General features: G+C 73.9%; 24 protein-coding genes. 13 read left to right on the top strand and 11 right to left on the bottom strand.

The features are described 5' to 3' along the window. Window positions 1-83 precede the first annotated feature (83 nt). From dhaK to OG776_RS36870, 3 genes are all read left to right on the top strand, one after another. Window positions 84-1076, top strand: coding sequence for a dihydroxyacetone kinase subunit DhaK (dhaK, locus tag OG776_RS36880; RefSeq protein ID WP_329323268.1), 993 nt, complete (start codon window positions 84-86; stop codon window positions 1074-1076). Window positions 1077-1179: 103 nt separating this feature from the next. After that, window positions 1180-1779 carry a dihydroxyacetone kinase subunit DhaL gene (gene dhaL, locus OG776_RS36875; RefSeq protein ID WP_148008294.1) on the top strand — a complete coding sequence of 200 codons (600 nt, stop codon included), beginning with the start codon at window positions 1180-1182 and terminating at the stop codon, window positions 1777-1779. Continuing rightward, window positions 1772-2197, top strand: coding sequence for a PTS-dependent dihydroxyacetone kinase phosphotransferase subunit DhaM (locus OG776_RS36870; protein WP_148008293.1), 426 nt, complete (start codon window positions 1772-1774; stop codon window positions 2195-2197). Before dhaL ends, OG776_RS36870 begins: the two co-directional genes overlap by 8 nt. 135 nt (window positions 2198-2332) lie before the next feature. Here OG776_RS36870 and OG776_RS36865 read toward each other — a convergent pair whose 3' ends face one another. Further along, window positions 2333-3022 carry a glycoside hydrolase family 75 protein gene (locus OG776_RS36865; RefSeq protein ID WP_329323804.1) on the bottom strand — a complete coding sequence of 230 codons (690 nt, stop codon included), beginning with the start codon at window positions 3020-3022 and terminating at the stop codon, window positions 2333-2335. A gap of 390 nt (window positions 3023-3412) precedes the next feature. Here OG776_RS36865 and OG776_RS36860 point away from each other — a divergent pair, with 390 nt between their 5' ends. After that, window positions 3413-4378 (top strand): fibronectin type III domain-containing protein, encoded by a 966-nt coding sequence (locus OG776_RS36860; protein WP_261994456.1) that lies wholly within the window; start codon window positions 3413-3415, stop codon window positions 4376-4378. A gap of 141 nt (window positions 4379-4519) precedes the next feature. Here the strand turns inward: OG776_RS36860 and OG776_RS36855 are convergent, their stop codons facing one another. The 4 genes from OG776_RS36855 to OG776_RS36840 form a co-directional block, all read right to left on the bottom strand. Continuing rightward, entirely contained in the window at window positions 4520-5131 is a 612-nt protein-coding gene (locus OG776_RS36855; RefSeq protein WP_329323264.1) for a PadR family transcriptional regulator, read from the bottom strand. Window positions 5132-5193: 62 nt separating this feature from the next. Continuing rightward, a complete protein-coding gene (locus OG776_RS36850) occupies window positions 5194-7209 on the bottom strand; it encodes an NADPH-dependent 2,4-dienoyl-CoA reductase (RefSeq protein WP_148008291.1) in 2016 nt (671 codons plus the stop codon). A 397-nt stretch (window positions 7210-7606) separates the two neighbouring features. Then, window positions 7607-8386 carry a putative protein N(5)-glutamine methyltransferase gene (locus OG776_RS36845; RefSeq protein ID WP_148008290.1) on the bottom strand — a complete coding sequence of 260 codons (780 nt, stop codon included), beginning with the start codon at window positions 8384-8386 and terminating at the stop codon, window positions 7607-7609. A 177-nt stretch (window positions 8387-8563) separates the two neighbouring features. Further along, window positions 8564-9691, bottom strand: coding sequence for a hypothetical protein (locus tag OG776_RS36840; protein WP_187285541.1), 1128 nt, complete (start codon window positions 9689-9691; stop codon window positions 8564-8566). A gap of 203 nt (window positions 9692-9894) precedes the next feature. Here OG776_RS36840 and OG776_RS36835 point away from each other — a divergent pair, with 203 nt between their 5' ends. Continuing rightward, complete coding sequence (locus tag OG776_RS36835; protein WP_187285554.1) at window positions 9895-10314, top strand: MarR family winged helix-turn-helix transcriptional regulator; 420 nt, start codon at window positions 9895-9897, stop codon at window positions 10312-10314. A gap of 162 nt (window positions 10315-10476) precedes the next feature. Here OG776_RS36835 and OG776_RS36830 read toward each other — a convergent pair whose 3' ends face one another. Continuing rightward, window positions 10477-11208 (bottom strand): GNAT family N-acetyltransferase, encoded by a 732-nt coding sequence (locus OG776_RS36830; RefSeq protein ID WP_148008288.1) that lies wholly within the window; start codon window positions 11206-11208, stop codon window positions 10477-10479. Next, a complete protein-coding gene (locus OG776_RS36825) occupies window positions 11205-12125 on the bottom strand; it encodes an NADP-dependent oxidoreductase (RefSeq protein WP_329323260.1) in 921 nt (306 codons plus the stop codon). Before OG776_RS36825 ends, OG776_RS36830 begins: the two co-directional genes overlap by 4 nt. Before the next feature lie 254 nt (window positions 12126-12379). Here OG776_RS36825 and OG776_RS36820 point away from each other — a divergent pair, with 254 nt between their 5' ends. Together OG776_RS36820 and OG776_RS36815 are read left to right on the top strand one after the other, a co-directional pair. Next, window positions 12380-12985, top strand: a complete 606-nt coding sequence (locus OG776_RS36820) for a sulfite oxidase-like oxidoreductase (protein WP_148008286.1) — start codon at window positions 12380-12382, stop codon at window positions 12983-12985. Window positions 12986-13010: 25 nt separating this feature from the next. Next, window positions 13011-13793 carry a ferredoxin reductase gene (locus OG776_RS36815; RefSeq protein ID WP_148008472.1) on the top strand — a complete coding sequence of 261 codons (783 nt, stop codon included), beginning with the start codon at window positions 13011-13013 and terminating at the stop codon, window positions 13791-13793. A gap of 222 nt (window positions 13794-14015) precedes the next feature. Here the strand turns inward: OG776_RS36815 and OG776_RS36810 are convergent, their stop codons facing one another. Beyond that, entirely contained in the window at window positions 14016-14909 is an 894-nt protein-coding gene (locus OG776_RS36810; RefSeq protein WP_329323258.1) for a universal stress protein, read from the bottom strand. Window positions 14910-15137: 228 nt separating this feature from the next. Between OG776_RS36810 and OG776_RS36805 the strand changes: the two genes are divergently transcribed. Together OG776_RS36805 and OG776_RS36800 are read left to right on the top strand one after the other, a co-directional pair. After that, on the top strand, window positions 15138-15719 hold the full coding sequence (locus OG776_RS36805; protein WP_329323256.1) for an Rv1733c family protein: 582 nt from the start codon (window positions 15138-15140) through the stop codon (window positions 15717-15719). 166 nt (window positions 15720-15885) lie between these two features. Further along, window positions 15886-16851: an acetylxylan esterase gene (locus OG776_RS36800; protein WP_148014406.1), complete on the top strand. Its 966-nt coding sequence runs from the start codon at window positions 15886-15888 to the stop codon at window positions 16849-16851. A gap of 7 nt (window positions 16852-16858) precedes the next feature. Here the strand turns inward: OG776_RS36800 and OG776_RS36795 are convergent, their stop codons facing one another. Beyond that, window positions 16859-17908 carry a phosphatidylinositol-specific phospholipase C domain-containing protein gene (locus tag OG776_RS36795; protein WP_443077303.1) on the bottom strand — a complete coding sequence of 350 codons (1050 nt, stop codon included), beginning with the start codon at window positions 17906-17908 and terminating at the stop codon, window positions 16859-16861. Between the two features lie 221 nt (window positions 17909-18129). Between OG776_RS36795 and OG776_RS36790 the strand changes: the two genes are divergently transcribed. Continuing rightward, window positions 18130-19302 carry a serine hydrolase domain-containing protein gene (locus tag OG776_RS36790; protein WP_329323254.1) on the top strand — a complete coding sequence of 391 codons (1173 nt, stop codon included), beginning with the start codon at window positions 18130-18132 and terminating at the stop codon, window positions 19300-19302. Window positions 19303-19446: 144 nt separating this feature from the next. Next, window positions 19447-20217, top strand: a complete 771-nt coding sequence (locus OG776_RS36785) for a GntR family transcriptional regulator (protein WP_148014409.1) — start codon at window positions 19447-19449, stop codon at window positions 20215-20217. Window positions 20218-20442: 225 nt separating this feature from the next. Here OG776_RS36785 and OG776_RS36780 read toward each other — a convergent pair whose 3' ends face one another. Together OG776_RS36780 and OG776_RS36775 are read right to left on the bottom strand one after the other, a co-directional pair. Then, on the bottom strand, window positions 20443-21138 hold the full coding sequence (locus OG776_RS36780) for an LmeA family phospholipid-binding protein (protein ID WP_148014410.1): 696 nt from the start codon (window positions 21136-21138) through the stop codon (window positions 20443-20445). Next, entirely contained in the window at window positions 21135-23270 is a 2136-nt protein-coding gene (locus tag OG776_RS36775) for an MMPL family transporter (RefSeq protein WP_329323251.1), read from the bottom strand. The genes OG776_RS36780 and OG776_RS36775 overlap by 4 nt, the downstream gene beginning before the upstream one ends. 480 nt (window positions 23271-23750) lie before the next feature. On the opposite strand from OG776_RS36775, the gene OG776_RS36770 reads away from it, so the two are divergent. Then, window positions 23751-24437 carry a response regulator transcription factor gene (locus OG776_RS36770; protein ID WP_148014412.1) on the top strand — a complete coding sequence of 229 codons (687 nt, stop codon included), beginning with the start codon at window positions 23751-23753 and terminating at the stop codon, window positions 24435-24437. Continuing rightward, on the top strand, window positions 24434-25834 hold the full coding sequence (locus OG776_RS36765) for a sensor histidine kinase (RefSeq protein ID WP_148014413.1): 1401 nt from the start codon (window positions 24434-24436) through the stop codon (window positions 25832-25834). The genes OG776_RS36770 and OG776_RS36765 overlap by 4 nt, the downstream gene beginning before the upstream one ends. Window positions 25835-25845 lie beyond the last annotated feature (11 nt).

Here is a 25845-nt window from a genome sequence, read left to right as displayed (position 1 = left end):
CAACCGAACACCCTCCGCACACCCAACGAACAGGCGGGAACGCAGGTCACGGGCTCCCCTGTTACGCACACCAGGAGGTACCCATGAAGATGCTGATCAACGTGGCGGAGACCGTGGTCGCGGACGCGCTGCGGGGCATGGCGGCCGCGCACCCGGACCTCACGGTGGATGTAGAGAACCGCGTGATCGTCCGGCGTGACGCCCCGGTGGCCGGGAAGGTGGGCCTCGTCTCCGGCGGCGGATCGGGCCACGAGCCCCTGCACGGCGGGTTCGTCGGCCCCGGGATGCTGTCGGCGGCCTGTCCGGGCGAGGTCTTCACGTCGCCCGTGCCGGACCAGATGGTGCGGGCCGCCGCCGCCGTGGACAGCGGCGAGGGCGTGCTGTTCATCGTGAAGAACTACACCGGTGACGTGCTGAACTTCGACATGGCCGCCGAACTCGCCGAGGACGAGGGCATCCGGATCGCCAAGGTGCTGGTCGACGACGACGTCGCGGTCACCGACAGCCTCTACACCGCCGGCCGGCGCGGCACGGGCGCGACACTGTTCGTGGAGAAGATCGCCGGCGCCGCGGCCGAGGAGGGCGCCCCGCTGGAGCGGGTGGAGTCGCTGGCCCGTCAGGTGAACGAGAACTCCCGGAGCTTCGGAGTCGCGCTCAGCGCGTGCACCACCCCGGCCAAGGGCAGCCCCACCTTCGACCTGCCCGCCGGGGAACTGGAGCTGGGCGTCGGCATCCACGGCGAGCCCGGCCGGGAGCGGCGCGCGATGATGACCTCGCGGGAGATCGCCGACTTCTCCGTGCACGCGATCCTGGAGGACATGAGCCCGCGCAACCCCGTCCTCGTCCTCGTCAACGGCATGGGCGCGACCCCGCTGCTGGAGCTGTACGGCTTCAACGCGGAGGTGCAGCGGGTGCTCGGCGAGCGCGGGATCCCCGTGGCGCGCACACTGGTCGGCAACTACGTCACCTCGCTGGACATGGCCGGCGCCTCGGTGACGCTGTGCCAGGTGGACGAGGAACTGCTGCGCCTGTGGGACGCGCCGGTACGGACACCGGGGCTGCGCTGGGGCGTGTGAACCGGCCGCCGCCAAGCGGACCGGGACCGCGGCCAGGCCCACCGACTCGGCCACGCCCAACTCTTCTCATCGGCCCCACGTAGGTACCACGCAAGGAGATTCTGTGCTCGACGCCGATTTCTTCCGCCGTTGGATGGCGGCCACCGCCACATCGGTGGACCGTGAGGCGCAGCGGCTCACGGCTCTGGACTCGCCGATCGGCGACGCCGACCACGGCAGCAACCTGCAGCGGGGGTTCACCGCGGTGGTGAACGTGCTGGAGAAGGACGCGCCGGACACCCCCGGCGCCGTCCTGACACTCGCCGGACGCCGGCTGATCTCCACGGTCGGCGGCGCGTCGGGACCTCTCTACGGCACCCTGCTGCGCCGGACCGGGAAGGCTCTCGGGGAGGCCGCCGAGGTCTCGGAGGAACAGTTCGCCGACGCGCTGCGGGCGGGCGTCGACGCGGTCATGGCGCTGGGCGGGGCCGCACCCGGCGACAAGACGATGATCGACGCGCTGGTGCCCGCCGTGGACGCGCTCTCCGACTCCTTCGCCGCGGCGGCCGCGGCCGCGGAGGAGGGTGCCGCCGCCACCATCCCGCTGCAGGCACGCAAGGGCAGGGCGAGTTATCTGGGCGAGCGCAGCATCGGGCACCAGGACCCCGGCGCCACCTCGTCGTCCCTGCTGATCGGCGCGCTCGTGGAGGCCTCCGGTGAGTGACTCGGGGAACAAAGCGGACCGGCTGGTCGGCATCGTGCTCGTCTCGCACAGCGCGGCCGTCGCCGCCTCGGTCGCCGAACTGGCCACCGGACTCGCGGGCGGTGGCACGACCGCGCCCGTCGCTCCGGCGGGCGGCACGGCGGACGGCGGCCTCGGCACCAGCGCCGAACTGATCTCGGCGGCTGCCGCGTCCGTGGACCGGGGCGCCGGGGTGGCCGTCCTGATGGACCTGGGCAGCGCGGTGCTCACGGTGAAGGCGCTGCTCGCGGAGGGCGACGAACTGCCCGACGGCACGCGCCTGGTGGACGCGCCGTTCGTCGAGGGCGCGGTGGCGGCGGTCGTCACGGCCTCGGCGGGAGCCGACCTCGCGGCCGTCGAGGCGGCGGCCGGGGAGGCGTACACCTACCGCAAGGGCTGAATCCACGCGCCGCGAGGCGGACACGACGGGACGGGACGGGCGGTGCGGGGGGACCGGGACCGAAGTCGGCTCGTCCCGCCGCGCCTCCGGCGGCACTCTCCCGGAGCCCGGTGGGCTCCGGGAGAGTGCCGCCGTTCAGCCGTCCCGCAGGAACAGCCTGGCCAGCCGGTCGCCCTCGGCCACGGCGGCCGCGTGGCTCTCGATGGGCTCGACACGGGAGTTCGTGAAGGCGATGTAGGTGACCCCGGTGGCCGTTCCGCCGTTCCGGGGGTCGGCGCTGATCCCGAGCGCCTTGGCGGTGGCGTACGAGGCCTCGCCGATGATGCGGCGCGGACCGGTGTCCCCGACGACCGCGTACTGGACCCGGTCCCGGTAGATCACGGCGACCACCGACCCGCCGCCGATGCCTTGGTCACGGTGGTCCCACACGTCGCTGGGCGCGGGCACCACGACGTACGGGAGGGTCTCGGCGCTCAGATAGCGCCCGTCCGTCTGCCGGAAGGCCGTGGCCGCGGAGAAGGTCGGGTCGTTCCGGCCGTTGCACAGGTCCCCGGGTCGCCCGTCGCAGTCGATGTCCATGTCCGCCTTCCAGAAGACCACCCCCGGCGCCCCGCAGACGGGGATCCGCGCGCGGGAGCCTTCGTCGGTGCGGTAGCGCCCCTTCGACACGGGAACGCAGTCGCGCACCTTGGCGAGGAGGTCGGCAGCCCGCACGGTTCCCTCCCCCACCGCGGGCGCGGTGGGGTCCGGGTCGGCGGCGGCGAACGTCGCGGGCAGGAGCACGGCGGCACCGGCCGCGACCAGCGTGAGCGACCGCAGACGCAGGGCATGCGAAGCACGCAGAGCACGCACGATGGGGACCCTCTCCCGGGAGACCTGCACGGGTTTTCACCCAATCTGGTGCGCGGCCCGGGGAACGGCCACCCGGGAGGGCCGGAAGGAGCACGGCAGACCGGCCGGTGCGTGCCGCGGCCGAGGGCCCGGGCCTCGGTGGGCCCGGGCCGCTCGGCCGCCCTCGCCGGCGCGGGGACAGCGACGACAGCGGTCCGCGCCATGAGCACGAACTCCCATGAACGGCAGGTGAGTTCGCGCCGCGTCAGGGATCAGCATACGTAGCCCGCGACGGTCCCACGAACACGCACCCGTCCTCTTGATGCGGCCGTCCCCGCCGTGTCTTATAGGTACAGACCAATCCCGTCGAGGGGAGGCAGACCCGTGCGACGCGTTGTCCCCGCCCTGGTGTGCGGCTCGCTGTTCGTCCTGACCGCGTGCGCCGGGGGTGCCGACGGCGCCGGCGTACCGCTGCCTCCGGCCCCGATGGGGGTCACCGCGGCGGCGGGCAGTTCGACCAGCGTGCACGTGATGTGGAACCGGCTCTCCGGAAAGCCGGAGGTCACCGCCTACGAGGTATATCGCGGCACCACGAAAGTGGACCGGGTGCCCGGTGCCGAGCACATGGTGGACGTCACCCGGCTCGCCCCGTCCACCACCTACGTCTTCACCGTCCGCGCCGTGGACGCCGAGGGCAATCCCGGGCCGCCGAGCGCCGAGGTCCGCGCGACCACACCGGCGGCGGTCGCCGCGGACCGTACCCCGCCGAGCCGTCCCCGCCGGCCGAGCGGCAAGGCGGTCGGGAGCCGGGCGGCGCAGTTGGAGTGGTCGCCGTCCAGCGACGCCCGCGGGGTGGCCTCGTACGACATCTACCAGGGCGGGTCGAAAATCCACAGCGTCGGCGGCGCGCAGACCGCGACAGTGGTCACCGGGCTGCGTCCCGGCACCGACTACTCCTTCACCGTCAGGGCCCGCGACGCGGCCGACAATCTCTCCCCCGCGAGCGCCGCCGTACGGCTGGCCACCGAACCGGGCACGGGGGACGGCCGCGGCACCGCGCCGACCGGCTTCCGCGTCACCTCCCACCGCAGGGACGGCGCGTACTACCTCGACCTCTCCTGGCTCCCGCCCCGCACGGACGGCGTGATCACGGAGTACCGGATCGACCTGGACGGACACCAGGCCACCTCGCTCGTCTGGGGCGGCACGCCTCCCCGGGGCAGGTCCACGTACAGCTTCTACGTCGGCCGGGACGCCGGGGTCTCGTACCGGGTGCGGCTGCGGCCGAAACTGCCGGACGGCACCTGGGGAGGGTTCTCGGCGGAACGGTCCGTGACGACGGGCGGGTGAGGCGGGCGGTGACCGCCGCACTTCCGCCGACCGTGGTCACGGCGGGTGCGACAGCCGTCGCGACCTCGGCGTCCGCCGCGCCCGCCGACCAACGCCCCTCCGGGGGCGACCGCCGTCCGGAGCAGACCGGCCGTCCCCGCGTCAGCCCGACGCGAGCCCGTTCCCCTCGGCCGCGTCCGGTGCGGACCCCGCGCTCCCCCCGCCCCGCGCGGACGTGCCCTCCAAGTGCTCGAACTCCTCCAGGGCATGACTCAACCACTGGGTCCAGAAGGTCTCCAGGTCGATGCCGGCCCGCAGCACCAGGTGCCGCAGACGGTCCTGGGGAGTGTCCCTGCCCGGCGGGAAGTCCCGTTCCTGGATCTCCTCGTACTCCGCCAACTGCCGCTGGTGAAGGGCAAGATGGCGGCGCAGATCGGGTTCGATGCCGACGGTCCCGACGACCGCCGAGGCCCGCAGCCGCAGCAGCATCGTGTCGCGCAGGGGCTTGGGCTCCTGACTCACCGCGGTCCAGCGGGCCAGTTCGTCGCGGCCCGCCGGAAGCACCTCGTAGCTCTTCTTCTGCCCCCGCGCGGGCTGCGCGGACGGCAGGGCGCGGATGTACCCCTCGGACTCCAGCCTGCCCAGCTCGCGGTAGATCTGCTGGTGCGTCGCCGACCAGAAGTAGCCGATCGACTTGTCGAACCGCCGGGTGAGTTCGAGTCCCGACGAGGGCCTTTCGAGCAGGGCGGTGAGGATCGCGTGCGGGAGAGACATGGCTTCATCCTAGGGAGGACCGCCCCCCGGGACGTCCCTCGCGCTCGTGCGTGCCCGGGGCGCTACAGCGCCGCGGCCAGCTCCGTGCCCTGCTTGATGGCCCGCTTGGCGTCCAGTTCGGCGGCCACGTCGGCGCCGCCGATCAGATGCACGCTGTGTCCCGCGGCGGACAGCTCCTCGTACAGGTCGCGGCGGGGCTCCTGCCCGGTGCACAGCACGATGGTGTCGACCTCCAGGACCTGGCCCGCGCCGTCGACGGTGACGTGCAGTCCCGCGTCGTCGATCCGGTCGTACCGGACGCCCGGAACCATGGTGACGCCCCGGTGCTTGAGCTCGGTGCGGTGGATCCAGCCCGTGGTCCTGCCGAGCCCGGCGCCGACCTTGGAGGCCTTGCGCTGCAGGAGATGGACGGTGCGCGGCGGCGCGGGCCGCTCGGGCGCGCCGAGGCCGCCGGGAGCGCGGTAGTCCATGTCGACGCCCCAGTTGCGGAAGTACGTCGCCGGGTCCTCGCTCGCCTTGTCGCCGCCGTCGGTCAGGAACTCGGCGACGTCGAAGCCGATGCCGCCGGCCCCGAGGATCGCTACCCGGTCGCCGACGGGGGCGCCGTCCCGCAGGACGTCGAGGTACCCGACGACACTGGGGTGGTCCACCCCGGGAATCTCGGGGGTGCGCGGACGCACGCCGGTGGCGACCACCACCTCGTCGTGGCCGGAGACGTCCGCGGCGGTGACGCGGGTGTTCAACCGCACGTCCACGCCGAGCCGTTCGAGCTGGGTCCGGAAGTACCGGATCGTCTCGTCGAACTCCTGCTTGCCGGGCACCTTGCGGGCCACGTTCAGCTGGCCGCCGATCTCGCCGGCGGCGTCGTAGAGCGTGACGTCGTGGCCGCGCCCGGCCGCCGAGACCGCGCAGGCCAGTCCGGCCGGGCCGGCGCCGACGACGGCGACCCGCTTGCGCAGCCGGGTCGGGGCGAGGACCAGCTCGGTCTCGTGGCAGGCCCGCGGGTTGACCAGGCACGAGGTGATCCGGCCGCTGAAGGTGTGGTCGAGGCAGGCCTGGTTGCAGCCGATGCAGGTGTTGATGGCCTCCGGCTGACCCGCCGCCGCCTTGGCGACGAAGTCGGGGTCGGCGAGCATCGGCCGGGCGAGCGACACCATGTCGGCGTGGCCGTCCGCGAGCAACTGCTCCGCGATCTCGGGGGTGTTGATGCGGTTGGTGGTCACGAGCGGCACCGAGACGGCGCCCATCACCTTCTTGGTCACCCAGGCGTAGGCGCCGCGCGGCACGGAGGTGGCGATCGTGGGGATACGGGCCTCGTGCCAGCCGATACCGGTGTTGATGATGGTGGCTCCGGCGGCCTCCACGGCCCGGGCGAGAGTGATCACCTCGTCCAGGGAGGAGCCGCCCGGCACCAGGTCCAGCATCGAGAGCCGGTAGATGATGATGAAGTTCGCTCCGACGGCCTCGCGCACCCGGCGCACGATCTCCACGGGGAAGCGCATCCGGTTCTCGTAGGAGCCGCCCCAGCGGTCCTCGCGCCGGTTGGCCTGCACGGCGATGAACTCGTTGATCAGATAGCCCTCGGAGCCCATGATCTCGACGCCGTCGTAGCCGGCCCGCTGTGCGAGGCGGGCGGTGCGCACATAGTCCTCGATCGTCTGCTCGACCTCGGCGTCGGTGAGCGCGTGCGGCGTGAAGGGGCTGATCGGCGCCTGCAGCGCGCTGGGCGCGACCAGGTCCTGGTGGTAGGCGTACCGCCCGAAGTGCAGGATCTGCAGGGCGATCCGCCCGCCCTCGCGGTGCACCGCGGCGGTGATCCCGGCGTGCTGGTCGGCCTCGGCCTCGGTGGTCAGCTTCGCGCCGCCCTCGTAGGGCCGCCCGGCGTCGTTGGGCGCGATGCCACCGGTGACCATGAGGCCGACGCCGCCGCGCGCCCGGGTGGCGTAGAACTCCGCCATCCGTTCGAAGCCTCGCTCGGCCTCCTCCAGACCCACGTGCATGGAGCCCATGAGGACGCGGTTCGGCAGCGTGGTGAATCCCAGGTCGAGCGGGTTCAGCAGGTGCGGGTAACGGCTCATCGGCCCCTCCGTGCGCGGTGTCGTACGTCTGTTGTAGACGACGGGCCACAGCTTATGCAACTAGTTGCACAATGGGGAAGGTCACTCGGCGCGCGACGGAACGTCGGTCCGGGCGGGAGCCTCTCGGGTCTGGGCCACCCGCGCGACGAACGGGTCCGCAAGCCGACGACGGACGGGAGACGGCGCACGGGAAACGACGGACGGGAAACGACGGACAGGCGAAGGCGGACAGGCAAAGGCGGACCGGTGACCGGACCCCGTCGTGCGGGATCCCGGTCACCGGGAGTCCGACCAGCCGGAACGCGACCGCCCGACATGCGACGGCCCGGAACGCGGCCATCCGCAACACGGCGCCCGGCGTACGCCCGCCCGGATCACGGCCTCGGACGGCCGCCGCTCAGGGCCTCGTGCCGATGACGACGTTGGCGTACATCTCGTCGGAGACGGCGAGCCGGGCGATCAGGCCGCTGCGCGCGAAGGTCTCCACGGCCAGGGGTGCCTGGATCTCACTCGTCTCGACCAGGACGCTGCCGCCGGGCGCCAGCCAGCGGGGCGCCTCCTCGGCTACCCGGCGCAGGATGTCGAGGCCGTCCGCGCCGCCGTCCAGGGCGGTGCGCGGCTCGTGGTCACGCGCCTCGGCCGGCAGCAGAGCGACCTCGTCCGTGGGGACGTACGGCACGTTGGCGGCGAGGACGTCGACGCGACCGCGCAGGGTCCCGGGCAGAGCGCCGTACAGGTCGCCCTGGTGGACCACACCCCCGAACGGCTCGACGTTGCGGCGGGCGCAGCGCACGGCGGCCGGGTCGATGTCGGCGGCGTGCAGTTCCGGCCGGCCGAGGGCCGCGGCGAGCGCGGCGCCGACCGCGCCCGAGCCGCAGCACAGATCGACGATCAGGGAGACCTCCCCCGCCAGGGCGACGGCCTGGTCGACGAGGAACTCGGTACGGCGGCGCGGCACGAACACACCGGGTTCCACCGAGACGCGCAGGCCGTGGAACCCGGCCCAGCCGAGGACGTGTTCGAGGGGAAGACCCGAGACGCGCCGGTCCACCATGGCGGTGACCTCGTCCGGGGTGCGGGCGGCGGAGAGTATCAACTCCGCCTCGTCCTCGGCGAAGACACAGCCTGCGGCGCGGAGGGCGGAGACGACGGAATCGGGATCGAGAAGAGGGGGCATGGAAGCCGAGGGCCTTTCGGTGAGCCGAAGGGCGCTCCCGCGGACACCTATCGGCGGTGGGCCGCGTCGATCCGGGGAGGGAGCACCCGTCCTGAACGTGCGGTGATGGGTCCCACCTCCTCGGTGATTCCTGGGCTGGGGCGTTCCACAGCCGGGACGTTCACCCTACAGGAACCGTCAGACGGCGACCGACTCCTCCAGTTCCTCCGCCGTCTCCCGCTCCTGCGCGGCCTCCCGCTGCCGCTCCCGCGCCGAGCCGTCGAGTTCCCCCTCCGCCGGCGGCCCGGTCACCGGTTCCGCGCGTACGGCCCCTCGGGCGCGGCGGCGCTCGACGGCACCGGCGACACACGTGGCCAGCACTCCGACGGCCAGCCAGCCGACCAATGTCCCCACGTCACCGGTGAGTCCGTCACGGTCGAAGTAGAGGAGGCTGCGGACGCCCTCGACGAAACCGGCACCGTTCCAGAAGGAGTGCAGCGCGCCGAAGAAGCCGTTCTGCAGCTCCGGCCGGAACAGGCCGCCGGAACTGGTGAAGTTGAGCATCACGAAGAGCACCATCATGGCGAGGGTGGTCCAGCGCCTGAGGAAGGTGTGGAGGCCCACACCGACGAAGAGGATGCCCGCGGAGTAGAGCCAGGCCATGCCCCAGACGCCCGCGAGGTCGTGGTGGGCGAGGTGGAACACGGGTCCGGCGAGCAGCGCGCCGATGGCGCTCACCACCGCCGAGACCCCGACCGCGAGCAGTGCCCGTATCCGCAGCGGCAGTTCCGCGCCGGCGGCGCCGAGTGCGGCGACGGACGCGTAGGACCCGATGCTCAGTGCGATCAGGAGGAAGAACAGGCCCTGGCCCGTGGGGTCGTCGGCGACCGGCGGGGCGACGTCGGTGACCTTCAGTACCGCGCCCTGCCGGGCGGCGACGGGGGTGAAGACCTTCTCCACGGCCGTGGCGCCCATGTCGGACGCGGCGGTCGCGACGACGAGTTCGGGCGACGTGGCCCGCGGCACGTAGGCGCCCGTGATGTCACGGGACCTGAGCAGGTCCACCGCCTGGGCGCGGGTCGCCACGGTCCGTACGTCGAGCTGGTTCCCGGCCGCGTCCTTGACGGTCTGGGCGAACACCTTCGTCTCGGCGCCGGTGCCCACGACGGCGACCGGAAGGTGGTGCGGTGCGGGCGTGACGAACGCGCCCATATAGGCCAGTCCCATACCGAGACACATCAGCAACGGGGTGACCAGGTGCGTGAGCACATGGCGCAGGGTCGGTGAGCGCAGTCCGGTGAGCACGGAGCCTCCTTTGATTGGCATATACAACCATCTATCAAGTTGTACTATACAACCAAGAGAGGGAGGGAGGTCCCATGAAGGCAGCCGAAGGGCCGGACGAGACCGTCGTCACCACCGCCGCCGGTGCCCGTACCGGTGCGGCCGTCGATGCGGCGGCCGGTGTCAGGACCGGTGCGGCGGCCGGTGTCAGGACCGGTGCGGCCGTCGAGACCATCCAGCGTGAGATGACGGCCTTCGCGCGGCGCGCCCGGGCCTCGGCCGGACGTATGCACCCGGAGCTGTCGCTCGTCTCGTACACCCTGCTCGGCCACCTGGAGGAGAGCGGCGGCTGTCGCGCCACCGACCTGGCCGCGCACTACGCGCTGGACAAGTCCACGGTGAGCCGTCAGGTGGCGGTGCTGGAGCGGACCGGCCTCATCGAGCGCCGGATCGACCCGGACGACCACCGGGTCCAGGTGCTGCAGCTGACGGAGGCGGGCACCCGCATCCTCGCCCAGGTCACGGAGAGCCGCCGAGTCGCCTTCCGCGAGCGTCTCGCGGACTGGCCGGCGGAGGACCTGGAGCGGTTCGCCGCCTATCTGGTGCGCTACAACACGGCGTCCACGACGCCCGGGGCGTCCGTCACGAGGACGCCGGAGAGCTGAGGAGTCCCCTTCCGGCGGAGGATCCGGCGGCGGGAAGTGCGCCCACGGCGCTCACCACCGGGAGGGACCCACCGTGGGAGGCGCCTCCTACGGCACCTCCCACGGGCCGTGCGGGGCGCCGGGCGGCCCCCGTGCGTCGCCCGGCGCCCGCGGTCCCGGGCGTCAGCGGGCTCCGACGGCCTGACCGTCCACCAGGTGTTCGGGTACCCGCGCGCCGAGGAAACGGGTCGTGCGGCGCAGCTCGAAGCCCAGGGACTCGTACAGCCGGATCGCGCCGGTGTTCCCGGCGGCGGTGTGCAGGAACGGCGTCTCGCCCCGCTCCCGTATGCCGTGGGCGACGGCGAGGATCAGCCGGGACGCCAGGCCCTCGCCCCGGAAGTCCGGGTCGGTGCAGACCGCGCTGATCTCGGTCCAGCCCGGCGGGCGCAGCCGCTCCCCCGCCATCGCGATCAGCGCGCCGTTCCGGCGGATGCCGAGGTAGGTGCCGAGCTCGACGGTGCGCGGCAGGAAGGGGCCGGGCCTGGTGCGCTCCACCAGGTCGAGCATCTCCGGTACGTCGGCGGGGCCGAGGCGTACCGCTTCCGCGTCCGGCGCCGCCGCGAGCCCGGCGTCGACGAGCTGGACCCCGTCGATGCTGAAGGTCAGCTCCCAGCCGTCCGGGGTCGGCCCGTCGAAGCCGGCCAGCGGGGCCTCGCCGCCGGGACCCACCAGGGCCGCGAGGTCCGCCCAGTCGTCCGCGTCGGGGGCATCGGGCAGCGCCAGCCACGGCGACACGTCGACGGGGTAGCGCAGGACGCGGCCCCGGCGTTCGGCGAAGTGGGCGTGCGGGCCGGTCAGCGCGCCGAGGGCGGGGTTGTCCAGCGGGTGCGCGGCCGCGTTCCGGAACTCGCTCATCGGGCGACCTCGATCACGATCTTGCCGCGGACATGACCTTCCTCGACCGTGCGCAGCGCCTCGGCCGCCCGGTCCAGCGGGTAGGTCCCGGTGACGAAGGGCCGCAGCCGGCCGTCGACCACGAGCCCTGCCACCGCGTCGAGGACGGCGGCCGTACGGGCACGTTCGATGCCCGCTCCGCCGAGCCGCGCGACCGTCTCCCGGTCGGCGCCGGTGATCAGCTTCGTCCGGTCGGACAGCAGCGTCGCCGCGGCCTCCAGCACCCCTCCCCCGACCAGGTCGAGGACACCGTCCACCCCGTCCGGTGCCACCGACCGCAACCGCTCGGCCAGCCCGGTACCGGACGGGACGTGCACCGCGTCGAGCGACTCGACGAAGTCCTTCTTGGCCTCGCTCGCGACCCCGATCACCCGCAGCCCGAGGACGTGCGCGATCTGCGTGGCCGCGACGCCCACGCCGCCGCCCGCGCCGGTGATCAGCAGGGTCGCGCCGGAGGGCAGGCCCAGCTGGTGGAGCGCGTCGTACGCGGTCGCCGCCGCGACGGGCAGCGTCGCCGCGTCCGTGAACGAGAGCGCGGCGGGCTTGTGGGCGGTCACCGTCGTGGGGAGCAGGACGTACTCGGCGTAGGCGCCGGCCACCGGACTGCCGAAGACCTCGTCCCCCACCGCGAAGCCGGTCACGCCGGGGCCGGTGCCCTCGACCACTCCGGCGACCTCGTTGCCGAACACGGCCGGCAGGTCGCGGGCCGCGGCTCCGGGACGGCGGTAGCCCGTCCGCTGCTTCCAGTCGACGGGGTTCACGCCCGCCGCGCGGACGGCGACGAGAACCTGACCGGGTCCCGGGCTGGGCCGGTCCTGTTCCACCAGGGCCTCGGCCTCGGGGCCGCCGTACCGGGTGAAGACGTACGCCTTGGGCATCCTGCTTCCTCGCTCTCCTCGCGGTCACCGGTGGCGGGCGCACCGGGGCCGCATGGGGGGCAAGGACGATCACCCCGCCACTATTCCCCGGCCTCCCCGGCGTTCACACGTCCGCAACGATCGGCGCCGCGACCGGGGACGGAGGGCGGCGCGCGGCCGCGTACCGTGGAGGGCGCATGCGTCCCAGACGTGTGCGGACCGATCAGGCTCGAACCGCGGGCCGCCGCTCCCGGCGGCCTGGAGGCGCCCCTCCCATGAACGTCACCCGAGGATTCACCGGCCGCCCCCGCGGCCACCGCACCGGGCTGCCACCCGGCCAGTACGACACCGGCGACGACTGGCCCGTGCTCTCCGCCGAGGTCACCCCTGCTCTCGCCGCCGCCGACTGGACGTTCCGGATCGACGGTCTCGTGGCGGAACCGCGCACCTGGGACTGGGAGCAGGCCCACGCGATGCCCGCCTCGGCGTACGAGGGCGACATCCACTGCGTGACGAGCTGGTCCAAGTTCGGGGTGCGCTTCGGCGGTGTCTCGCTCGACGCGTTCCTGGACCGGGTGCGCCCCCATGGAGGCGCCACCCATGTGGTGGCCTACTCGCACACCGGGTACACCACGAACCTCCCGCTCGCCGACCTCACCGGCGGCCGTGCCTGGATCGCCTGGGAGTACGAGGGGCAGCCACTGCCCGCCGAGCACGGCGGCCCGGCCCGGCTGATCGTGCCGCACCTCTACTTCTGGAAGAGCGCCAAGTGGATCGCGGGTCTGCGGCTCCTGGACCACGACGAGCCCGGCTTCTGGGAGCGGAACGGCTATCACGCACGCGGCAATCCCTGGGAGGAGCAGCGGTACTCCGGTGACTGACACGACCACGCCCCCGGACGGCCTCGTGCCCGCGAAGCCTCTCCCGCCCCGGACGGCCGGGGCCTTCGTCCCCGTCACGAGCTTCGCCGTGCCCGGACGCATCGCCGTGAGCGGCGGGGCCGCCGGAACCTGGCGCGACGCCACGCTCACCGGCATCCGCCGGGAGACACCGCACGCCGCCACCTTCCGGTTCGCGGTGCCGGGCTGGCCGGGACATCTGCCCGGCCAGCATCTGATGCTGCGGCTCACCGCCGCGGACGGCTATGTGGCACAGCGCCACTACTCCATCGCGTCGCCGCCCGACGACAGCGGGCACATCGAACTCACCCTCGACCATGTCGAGGACGGTGAGGTCTCCGGCTGGTTCCACACGGTGGCCGCGCCCGGGGACACGATCGAGGTCCGGGGCCCGCTCAGCGGGTTCTTCGCCTGGCCCGGCGATCGGCCGGCGCTGCTGGTCGGCGCCGGCTCCGGTGTCGTACCGCTGATGTCGATGCTGCGTCACCACCGGGCCCGGGGACTGGACGTGCCGCTGCGGCTGCTCGTCTCCGCGCGCAGCCCCGAGGAGCTGGTCTACGCGCGGGAGTACGGCGCGGAGACCACGACGGTCTTCACCCGTCGTGCCCCGGAGGGGGTGGCCGTCGGACGTCTGACGGCAGCACATGTGGCCCCGCTCGTGGCGGAGCAGCCCTCCGGTGGGTGGGAGGCCTATGTGTGCGGGTCCAACGGCTTCGCCGAACATGCCTCGCGGCTGCTGGTGGAGGCGGGGCAGCCCGTGGACCGGATCCGCATCGAGCGGTTCGGCTGAACAAGCCCGGTCTGCACGCCGGTTCCGGGCCGAGTACGCCTTTCGGGACAGCACGCCGGGTCCGACTCGGGGCCCGAGTCCGGGGCCGGGGTCGGGTCCGGGGCCGGGGCCGGGGCCGGGGCCGGGCACAGGTCCCCGCGAGCGTGGTCCGCGGCCCGGACGTGACCCCGCCGGTTCGCTGGGACCCCGATCCGGGCCCCGGCTCGACGTCCTGGTCCCCCGTCAGCCGTGCGGGACCACCGCCACCGCGCACGGCGCGTGCCGGATCAGCGTCCGGACGGCGCGGCCCGGCCCGGTGCCCGACCGGCGCCCCACGACCAGCAGACCGGCCCGGGCGGACGCCTTGAGGAGATGCGGTCCGGGAGGGCCCTGGACCACGTGCTCACGGACCGTCGTCCCGGGGAACCCGCGGCGCCACGGCCGCAGGGTACCGGCCAGGGCCCGGCGCTCGGCGTCCCCGTTCCCGTCCGTCCCCTCGGGCCGGGAGCCGTGGGCCGCGAGGGGGTACGCCTCGGACCGGGTCCACGCGTGCACCACGTGCAACGGCGCCGAACGGAAGGCGGCCGTGTCGAACGCGTAGCGGATCAGGTCGGCGGCCGGACGGTCCACGTCGAGGCCCAGCACCACCGGCGGGCAGGGAGCCGCCTCGGAAGGTGGCTCGTCGGTGCCGGGCGTCTCCCCGTCCTCGGGGAGTTCGCCCGCGCGCACCACGACGACCGGGCGTGCGGCACGGGCCGCGACGGCGAGGGCGACCGATCCGACCTGGAACCCCGGGCACCCGGCGGCACCGCGTGAACCGACGACCAGGGTCTCCGTGTCCGCGGCGGCTGCCAGCAGCGCCTGTACCGCGGGGGCCCGGGAACTGCGGGCGATGATGTCCAACGCCGGGTGCGCGTAGGAGAGTTGGATGGCTGCCCGGTCGAGTGCGGTGCGGGTGCGGCCGGCGGGCACGTCGACGTCCGGGACCCGGCCGGAGACCACGGGCCCGGTCCCCGCGTGCAGCAGCCGCAGGGGCAGCCGGCGGCGCCTGGCCTCCCGGGCCGCCCAGTCGGCGGCGTCGAGACCGGTCGGCGAGCCGTCGATGCCGACGGTGATGGAACGTGTGCCGGTGCTCATCACCTCCCCCTCTCCCGTGCACGGGAGTTGGTCACACGCCAGTGGGCGTCGAGTGCTTCTGGACGGGCATGCGTCATGGTGGCTCCTGTTCCGCCGAGCGAAGTGTTTCGCGGGTTCCACAGGGGGTGCGGATCATTCGTGCGGCGGCAGAATCTCCGTACGGGTTCTCCGTGGGCGCTCGCGGCCGTACGCGGTACGCCGTGGCAGGAGCGGGGCTTGGAGGTGGCGATGCGTACCCGGGTACGCGGCTGGCGCTGGCGGCGCAGTGCGTTGCGCCGGCGCTCGGACGTCGTGGAGGCGTGGGCACTGCTGGCCGTCGTCGTGCTGCTGCTCGTCGGCGCGCCGCTGGCCGGGGTGACCGTGGGATGCAGGGTGTACGACGACGCGCGGGCGCGGGCCGCCGCACAGCGGGCCGAACGGCACCGGGTGGCCGCGGTGCTCGTCGAGGACGCGCCCGCCGCGGTGACCTCACCCACCGGACGGCAGCCCTCGTACCAGGTGAGGGTGGGCTGGACGGACCCGGGCGGGGGGGCGCACACCGGCCTGGCCAGGGTCGCGGCGGGCGCCCGGCGGGGTGAGCACACCCATGTCTGGCTCGACGCCGACGGCCGTCGGGTCGGCCCCCCGGAGAACGTGTCCGCCGTCTGGCAACACACGTTGATGGCAGGGATGTCCACCGCCGGAGCGGTGGTGGCCGTGGTCGTCGGCGTCCACTTCGCCGGGCGGCGGGTCGCCGCACGCCGCCGCCTCGCCGAGTGGGAGCGGGCCTGGGAGCGCACCGGTCCGGAGTGGCGGCCGCACACGCCCTGACGTGCGCGTCCACCTCCGGCATGGGCGACGGGACGCGGGGCGGGAGGCCCGGTGTCCGGTGACCGGCAGGGGCGCGGGCGGACACGGCATCGGGCCTGGCGACCCTGGGGCGGCCCACGTACGGTGTGATCATCCGTAGCCTCGACGTCTTCAAAGGTGGTCCTCGATGGCCCTGTTCGACCTCCCCCTCGACGAGCTCCGCGCGTACCGCAGCGCTTCCGCGGAGCCCGAGGACTTCGACGCCTTCTGGGCCGAGACCCTCCGGGAGACGCGCGAACACGGCCTGGACGCCCGCTTCGAGCCCGTGGAGACCCGCCTCAGGACCGTCGAGGTGTACGACGTCACGTTCGCCGGGTTCGGCGGACACCCCGTCAAGGGCTGGCTCACCCTGCCGGCCGGTGCCGACGCGCCGCTGCCCGCCGTCGTCGAGTTCGTCGGGTACGGCGGCGGCCGGGGGCTCCCCCACACCCATCTCCTGTGGGCGTCCGCGGGCTTCGCGCATTTCGTGATGGACACCCGGGGCCAGGGCAGCGCGTGGGGCGGCGGTGAGACCCCGGACCCGGTGGGCAGCGCGCCCGCGTATCCGGGCTACATGACACGCGGCATCGACGCGCCCGTGAACTACTACTACCGCCGGGTGTTCACCGACGGGGTGCGCGCGGTGGAGGCGGCCCGTTCGCACCCGCTGGTCGACCCGGCGCGCACCGCGGCCGTCGGCGCCAGCCAGGGCGGCGGCATCACGATCGCGGTGGGCGGTCTCGTCCCCGACCTGGCCGCGGTCGCTCCCGATGTGCCGTTCCTGTGCGACTTCCCGCGCGCGACGACGCTGACCGACCGGCATCCGTACCGGGAGATCGGCAGCTATCTCAAGACGCACCGCGGCCGCACCGACGACGTCCGCCGCACCCTCTCCTACTTCGACGGAGTCCACTTCGCGGCACGCGGCAGCGCGCCCGCGCTCTTCTCGGCCGGCCTGGAGGACCAGACCTGCCCGCCGTCCACGGTCTTCGCCGCGTTCAACGCCTGGGCGCACGAGGAGAAGACCATCGAGGTCTACGACTTCAACGACCACGAGGGCGGCGGCCCCTACCAGGAGGCGACCCAGCTGGACTGGGTCGCCTCCCGCCTCTAGGTCGTGATCAGCCCGCCGAGCCGCGCGGCACGACCGTGGCGAGCACGGCGGGCAGCGGGTACCAGTCCGCCGACACCACGCTGGCGTGCCGTGCGGCGAGGAGGGCGACGCGCTCCAGTGCCTGGGCCTGGGTGGGGTTGGTGCCGTCGATGGCGGGGGCCACGTTCTGGGCGTCGGTCATCACGACGAGGTAGTGCCGGTCGTCGTACCAGGCGGTGTCGATCGTGCCGCCCGCGTAGGCGGCGGCGTCACCGTCGTACATCACGAACCAGGGGCGGATGGTCGGGTCGGTGTAGCGGGTGCGGGGGTCGCCCGCGGCGGCGCCGTGCACGGCGGGGAAGGCGGACGCCTCGCGCAGCCGGCCGGCGGCGGCGAGGTCGCGGAGGTGGGTGGCGTACTCGCGGTCCGTCCAGAGCGAGTCGAAGGGGTTGCTCTCCTCGACGGTGCCGGGAATCAGTTCGACGACGAACTTGCCCGCGAGTGCCGAACGGGCGGGCCAGCCGTCCGCCCGGACGGCCGAGTCGAGATCGGGATGCGACCCGGTGACGTCGGCCGGGCGCAGCAGCGCGTCGCCGAGCTTCGATGTCAGCAGAGCGTCCAACTGGGTCGGTCCGCGGCCGATGTTGGCCGCGAAGCCGTCCTTCATCTCGATCTTCAGCTGGACCGGCCGGTGCCCCGGGTGCGCGTCGTGCCACGCCCTGATGTCGGAGAGGCAGCCGGCGAGGTCGCGGTCGCGCGATCCGGTGCGCAGCGCGGAGGCGTTCGCCGCGTTGACGCAGTTGTTGTCGTTGCCGATCGGGTTGTCGTGCGAGACGCGCCAGGAGCCGCCGAACACGTTGGTCCAGACGTCGAGTTCCAGCATCCCGGCGCCGGAGTCCAGCGCGTCCGCGAAGTACGGGTACTTCGCCTTGTCGTAGGAGTTGTGGACGCCCACCGAGGTACTGGCGGAGTACGAGAGGTCCGCGGCAGCCGCCCCCGGGGACGTGGTCAGGACGGCGGCGCCCGCCATGGCCACCGCGATCCCCGTACGTGTCAACACCCTCACATGTCTGCGCATGTTCCCCCTGCCTCTCCCGCATCGGTGGTCAACCGACGTGCAGCGTAGGGGTGTTGGGTGACATCCGGAAGAGCCCGTGATGACGGGACGGCGGACACCGCACCACGTGGGAGCACGTGCGGCGCGGACCGGCGGAGGACAGGTGGCGCGTGGCTGTTTCCACATGGTCCGACCAGTCGGTATGTTCGGCTGCGGTGTCCCTGCGACTGACGGAGGTCTCCATGTCCGAGCCCGTGCCCGTGCCCGACGTTCACGGCCACTGCGACGCGCGTTTCTCCGCGGTCCGCACGGCGTTCGAGGAGAACTTCCGCGACCGCGGTGAGCTGGGCGCGGCGGTGTCCGTCACCCTCGGCGGGGAGACGGTGGTGGACCTCTGGGGCGGCTGGGCCGACGCGGGAGGGACCCGCCCCTGGGAGCGCGAGACCCTCGTCAACGTGTGGTCGACGTCGAAGGGCCCCACCGCGCTGTGCGCGCACATCCTGGCCGACCGCGGGCTGCTCGACCTCGACGCACCGGTGGCAGCGTACTGGCCGGAGTTCGCGGCGGCCGGCAAGGAGGCCGTCCTCGTGCGACATCTGCTGTCGCACCGGGCAGGACTGGCCGGGTTGCGCGAGCCGCACACCTTCGAGCAGCTCTGCGACTGGGAGCTGACCGTCGACCGGCTCGCCGCCCAGGAACCGTGGTGGGAGCCGGGGACACGGTCCGGCTATCACGCGCTCACGTTCGGGCATCTGGTGGGCGAGGTGGTGCGGCGGGTGTCCGGGCTGCTGCCGGGCGCGTTCCTGGAGCGGGAGGTGACCGGCCCGCTCGGGATCGACTTCACCGTCGGGTTGCCCGCGAAGGAGGCCGGGCGAACGGCCGAACTGGTGCATCCGGTGGCCGCGTCGGACAGCGAACAGGCGGCGGTCTTCGCCCAGTTGGCACCCGCGGCGGTCGCCGCCCTGACCAATCCGCCGGTCGGCGCGGCCGAGGCGAACACCCCGCGCTGGCGAGCGGCGGAGATCCCGGCCGCGAACGGTCACGGCACGGCGCGGGGGATCGCCGCGCTGTACGGGATCTTCGCCGGGCGCGGGTCGTACGGCTCCCGGCAGATCCTCTCGCCGGAGGCCGCGGAGCGGGTGCGTGAGGGACAGGGCAGTTGCCGGGACCTGGTGCTGGGCGCCGGGTTCGCGCACGAGACGGAGGCCGGGCTCGGGCTGTGGCTGAGCGGCGCCAACGCGTCCTACGGACCCAACCCGAGGGCTTTCGGACACGACGGCTTCGGTGGCTCCTGCGGTCTCGCCGACCCCGAGGCGGCCGTCTCCCTGGGGTACGTCATGAACCGCATGGGGCCGCACATCGCCGACGACCCAAGGAAGACGGCGCTCGTGGCGGCCCTCTACAGCGCGCTGTGAGCGGCACGGGAACGCGGGGAGGGCGCGGTCTGAAATCGGCCGAACCTCCCGCCCGCCCTTCCCTCGTGGTTTAGACCAATGCTAGATCTGGTCGCGCAACGAGCCCGCACGGCTACGTCTAGTCACCACGCAGGAGGCGCGGACATGGCCCGCACCAGCCACCCGTCCGACATCCGTCCGTCCGACGCACCCGCGCAGGACACCCACCCCTCCGACCACGAACCCCGGTACTCGCGGATCGCCGGCCGGCTTCTCGGTGAGCTGCGCGACGGCACCGTTCCGCCCGGCGAACGACTGCCCGGAGAGCGGGAGTTGGCCACCCGGTTCGGCGTCAGCCGGGAGACCGTACGCCAGGCGCTGCAGCAACTGCGGCTGGCCGGGCTGGTCTCCACCGACCGGCGCGGCAGCCACGCGACGCTGCCCGGCAGCCACGCCGAGCACATCCCGTCGCTGGACTTCCCCGTGGGCGCGCACACCCGGGAGCCCGGTGGCGTCCGGCACGCGAGCGTGACCTGGGAGGCGCCGTCGTCCGAGCACGCCGAGGCGCTGGGGCTCGCGCCGCACCGCCCGACCCTCGTGCACCGCTACGAGTCGGCCGCGGCGGACGGCAGCGGACTGCGCACGGCCGTCACCTCGTTCTCCGCCGTCGCGGTGACGGAGGTCGAGGAACTCGCCCGCTACCGCGACCGCGCGGACGGCACCGCCTCGGCGCAGCTGCGCCGTGCCTACGACTGGATGCGCAGTGCCGGGCTGACCCTGCACCACAGGGACGCGATCACCCGGCTCCCCCAGTCGGTCCTGGTCACCCGCCGCGTACACGACCAGTACGACCGGCCCCTGGAGATCACCGACCTTGTCGTGGAAGCCCAACAGGACGCGCTCGTCTACGAGTTCACCCTGCCGGCGGCCGGTTGAACCGGCGGGCGGTTGAACCGGCGGCCGGTTGAACCGGCGGGCGGTTGAACCGGCGGGCGCCGGCAGGCACCGGACAGCCGCCCCCGGCGCTCCCACGACTGCCTCCCGGCCGCACGGGACGGGCCGGCGGGGCGTCGCACGCCGACCGGCCGTGCCACACGCCGGCGGGCCCGCACCGGGCCGGTGTCCGGGCCGGTGTCCGGGCCGGTGTCCGGGCCGGTCCCTTCAGTCCGCGGGGTCCGGCGCGGTGGGCCCGTCCGACCTGAGGGCGACATGGACGCCGTCCACCTCGACCCGCGCCGAGGTGGCGCGCAGGCCGAGCGGGTAGTCGGCCGGCCCGGCCCGCCCGGCGACCGCGTCGCGGACCCGTCGCGCCACGGCCTCCGGGGCGGCCCTGCCCATGATCTCGACCGAGGTGACCGTCATCCGGACGCGTCCGCCCGTGATGCCGGGCCGGACGGTCACGCTTCCGAGGCCGCCCTGCCCGAACAGCAGGGTGACGGTGTCCCGTCGGGGGTCGGTGCGCGCCCCGGTGACCGGCAGGCCGCCGGAGTCCCCGGTCGGTCCGGCCAGGGCGCCGGGCGGGACCAGGATCGTCACCCGCGCCGAGGCCACCTCGGCGCGCCGGTCGCCGCCGGTCAGCCGTACGCCCTCCAGCCGGGCGTGGAACGAGGCGTCGGGAATCCGGCCGACCCGTGCGTGTGTGGCGTCCAGTTCGACGAACGGCAGGCGTCTGTCGGTCAGTTGCAGCAGAGCCGGCCGGGAGGAGAGACCGATCGCGAGGCTCCCGGCCGGCACCCGGGAGGCCACCGCGGTGCGGATCCGGTGCTGCAGCTCGGCACGGGCGACCAGTTCGCCGGCCACCGGAAGGGCGACCAGCGCGCCCGCGCACGCCAGGGCGGTCACGGTACGGCGCCTCATGAGACCGTCTCCGGACCACGGACCGCCATCGATTCCGGCCGCCGGGTCAGGTCCGGCCCCTCGGGATCCAGCCGCGGCAGGATCCGGTCGAGCGGGCGCGGGAGCCACCAGTTGGCCCTGCCGAACAGGTACATGGTGGCGGGCACGAGCAGCAGGCGCACAAGGGTGGCGTCGATGACCACGCTCACCCCGAGCCCCAGCGCCATCATCTTGATCACCACGTTGGTGGAGAGCAGGAAGGCGAGGAACACACTGGTCATGACGATCGCCGCGCAGGTGATGACCCGCGCGGTCGCGGCCAGCCCGCCGGCCACGCTCGCGTCGTTGTCGCCGGTCTCCAGCCACACCTCTCGGATGCGTGAGAGGAGGAAGATCTCGTAGTCCATGGAGAGCCCGAAGACGATGGCGAACATCATGGTCGGCACGAACGACTCGACGGGCACGGGCTCGGTCACGCCGAACAGGGAGCCGCCCCAGCCCCATTGGAAGACCGCGACCACGACACCGTAGGCCGCGCCGATCGACAACAGGTTGAGCACGGCGGCCTTGAGGGCCACGAGCAGACTGCGGAAGACGCAGAGCAGCAGGACGAACGCGGCGCCGACGACCACGCCGACGACCCAGGGCAGCCGCTCCACCAGGGTGTCGCGGAAGGCGATCTGGACGGCGGTGGTGCCGGTGACGTGGCCGTGTGCCCCGGTCCCTTCGAGCGCCCGCGGCAGCACCTGGTCCTCCAGCCGGTGCACCAGGGCCGTGGTGGACGCGTCCCCGGGCCCGTGGCGTGGCACGACCGTGGCGGTGAGCAGACCGCCGTCCGGGGTGGCGGCCGGCCCGGTGACCGAGGCCACGTCGGGGGTCCGGGAGAGCGCGGTGCGCACGGTGGCCGCGACCGGGTCCGGGTCCGCGCCGGTTGCGTCCAGGGCGACGACCACGGTGAGCGGGCCGTTGGTGCCCGCGCCGAACCCGGCCGAGATCAGGTCGTACGCCCGGCGTTCGGTGTAGTCCCGGGGGCCGGCGCCCGCGTCGATGTGGCCGAGCCGCAGCGAGGCGGCGGGGACCGTGAGGACTCCGAGGACCAGCAGGCCCGCGGTGAGGAAGAGCCAGGGCCTGCGCCCGACGGTGGCGGCCCAGCGGTGCCAGGTGTCGTCATGCCCCTCGGACTCGGCCACCGGCCGGCGCACGCTCCACCGGTCGACACGTCCGCCCGCCAGCCCGAGCAGGGCCGGTGTCAGGGTGAGCGAGGCGAGCGCGGCGACGAGCACCGCGATCCCGGCGGCGGCCCCCAGGCCGCCGATGAACGACACGCCGGAGGCGTACAGTCCGGCCAGCGCCAGGGCGACCGTCGCCGCCGCGACCAGGACGGCCCGGCCGCTGGTGGCGAGGGTGCGGCCGGCCGCCTCCTCCGGACCGGCCCCGGACGCGAGCAGGCCCCGGTGGCGGGTGGTGAGGAACAGCGCGTAGTCGAGACCGACGCCCAGCCCCATCATCGTGGCGAGAGTGGGCGCGGTGGCACCGAAGGTGACGGCCGCGGCCACGAGTCCGAGCACGGCCACCCCGCCGGCGAGTCCGGCCACCGCCGTGACCAGGGGCAGACCGGCCGCCGCGACGCTGCCGAAACCGAACAGCAGCACGACCACTGCGGTCACGAGACCGATCGCCTCCGACCGCCCGTCGGCGGCTGCGGGACGGGCCAGCTGACCGAGGGGTCCGCCGTAGTCCACGCTCACCCGCTCGGCGCGCAGACCCGCCACGGCCCGGTCGACCCCCGCCAGGTACGAACGGTCGAAGGTCGCCGGGTTGGCGGCGAACCGGACCGTGGCGTAGCCGGTCCCGCCGTCCGCGGAGACCGCGCCCGGTGTGCTGAGCGGACCGGAGACCGTGAGCACCCCGGGCAGTCGGCCGAGCCTCGCCGTCGCGGCGTCGAGGGCGGTCCGGTGGGCGGCGAGGCCGTCGTCCGCCCGCAGGACGATCTGCGCGCCGACGCCCTTGAGATCGCTGCCGTGCCCCTCCAGCAGATCGGCGCCCCGCTGCGCGGACGTGCCCGGCAGCGAGAACTCGTCCTCGTAGCCGCCGCCCCAGGCCCGGTCCGCCGCGAACGCGGCGACCAGGACGAGCAGCCAGACGACGATCACCCGGCGGGCGTGCCGGGCGCACCAGCGGCCCAGACGGTGCAGCAGGCCGGGCGGCCCGGCCGGGGGCCGGCCGGGACATGGGATGTCGGGAGGTGCGGAGGCAGTCATGACGGGATCATGGAAGCCGCAGGTGAGCGGTGGGTCAGCGGAATGTTCGAGGAATGTCAGGGCGCACGGGCGGGGGTCCTGGGCGCGACCGCTCCGGGCTAGCATCGGATGCCCGTACGGTCACCCGTACGGTCACCCGTACGGGATGACCACCGAGCCACCGGTCGTGACGCAGGGGGACCCCGCACCGCCCGCCTGCGCACGGCACCTCCCGTGCGACCCGTCGGCCCCGCCCGCGTGCGGAGTCCCCCGGGCCGCGCGGAAGCCGCGCCGCCCGGCACGGACCGGTCCGACCCAGGACGACCCCGTACGCGACACCCCGCACGAGTCCCGCACGGATACCGGTGCGCGGAGGACGAGGAGCAGCACCGCATGCCGGACAGCAAGGGCCTCGTGCTGGTCGTCGAGGACGAACGGCACATCGCCGACCTGCAGCGGCTGTATCTGAGCCGCGAGGGCTTCGGCGTGCACGTCGAGACCGACGGCCGGGCGGGACTCGCGGCGGCTCGCCGGCTGCGTCCCGCGGCGATCGTCCTGGACATCGCGCTGCCGGGTCTCGACGGGGTCGAGGTGTGCCGCCGACTGCGCGAGGACGGCGACTGGACGCCCGTGCTGCTCGTCACGGCGCGCGACGACGAGGCCGATCGCGTGCTCGGGCTGGAACTCGGCGCGGACGACTACGTCACCAAACCCTTCTCGCCCCGGGAACTGGTCGCCCGCGTCAAGACGGTGCTGCGCCGCGCCGCCGGACCGCCCGAGGCGACGGCCCGGCGCGTCGGCCGGGTCGCGGTCGACCCGGTCCGCCGGACCGCCGAGGCCGACGGACGGCCCGTGGACCTCACGGCCACCGAGTTCGACCTGCTCGCCCATCTGCTGCGCCACCCCGGCCGGGTCTTCCCCCGTGAGCAGCTTCTCTCCCAGGTGTGGGGGCAGGCCGACTACCGGGGCAGCCGCACCGTGGACGTCCATGTCGCGCAACTGCGGGCCAAGCTCGGCGACGCCAGTCCCATCCGGACCGTGCGGGGCGTCGGCTACAGCGCGACGGACCCGGCACGGTGAGGGTTCCCAGGCCCGGCCGCGTCCGGCCGTGGCGGCGGCCCGGCCCGATCACCCGCGACATCACCCTGGTCACGACTGCGGTCGCGCTGGTCGCCGTGGTGCTCACGGGTGTCACCGCCTGGTACCTCGTCCGTACCGGTGCCGAGGCCCAGCAGCGCGATCAACTCGGGCGCCAGGCCGAGGTGCTGAGCCGGACGCCCGCCCTCTCGGAGCTCCTGCTCGACCGCGAACAGCGGCTCGCGGGCTCCAACGGACAGCAGGTCGCGGTCGTCGCTCCGGGCGGGCGGACCGTGGGTCCGGCGACCGCCGCCGTGGACGACCGGACCCGGGCGAGGCTGCTCGACGGGAAGGCGGTGTCCGCGGAGGCGTCCCTCGACGGCACGCGGGTGCTGGTCGAGGGACGCCCCACGCCCGGCGGCGGTGCCGTCGTACTCACCCAGCCGTACCTCGTCGTCCACGACAGCGTGGCCCGGATGCGCAGGGCGCTGCCGGTCCCGCTCGCGGTGGGTCTGCTCGGCGGCGGCCTCGCCGGACTGCTGCTGGCCCGGCGCCTGTCCCGCCCGCTCAGGACGGCCGCGACGACGGCGCGGAGGCTGGCCGAGGGGGAGCGCGGGCTGCGGGCCGCGCCCGGCGGACCCCGGGAACTGACGGATCTCACCGGTGCGTTGAACGTCCTCGACGAGGCACTGGCGCACAGCGAGAACCGGCAGCGGGAGTTCCTCCTCTCGGTCTCGCACGAGCTGCGCACCCCGCTCACCGCGACCATGGGCTACGCGGAGGCGCTCGCCGACGGGGTGATCGGGCCCGAGGAACTCCCCGCGGTGGGCGAGACGCTGCTCGGCGAGACCCGGCGCCTCGAACGCTTCGTACGGGACCTGCTGGATCTGGCCCATCTGGAGACCGACGACTTCCGTGTCGAGACCCGGCCCGTGGACCTGGACGCGCTGGTCGGGAAGGCGGGCACGGTCTGGGCGGGCCGCTGCGCGCGGCACGGGGTGATCTTCCGTGTCGAGCGGCCGGACGGACCCCTGACCGTCGAGACGGACGGCGTACGGGTCCGCCAGATCATCGACGGCCTCGCCGAGAACGCCCTGCGGGTGACCCCGGCGGGCGCGCCCCTGGTGCTGGCCCTCGCCCGGGACGGCGACGGTGCGCGGATCCAGGTCCGCGACGGCGGTCCCGGGCTGACGGCCGAGGACGCCGCGGTCGCCTTCGAACGCGGCACCCTGCACGCCCGGTACCAGGGGGTCCGGCCGGTCGGGACCGGCCTCGGCCTCGCCATCGTCCACCGCCTCGCGCAGCGCCTGGGAGGGTCGGTGACGGCGCGGGGGCACGGACCGGAGGGCGGCGCGTGCTTCACGGTACGGGTTCCGGGACGGCCGGGGGCGGCCGTCTGACGGGACGATCG

It is taken from the genome of Streptomyces sp. NBC_01689 (assembly GCF_036250675.1).
Classification (GTDB): domain Bacteria; phylum Actinomycetota; class Actinomycetes; order Streptomycetales; family Streptomycetaceae; genus Streptomyces.
This window is presented reverse-complemented; position numbering and strand designations above follow the sequence as displayed.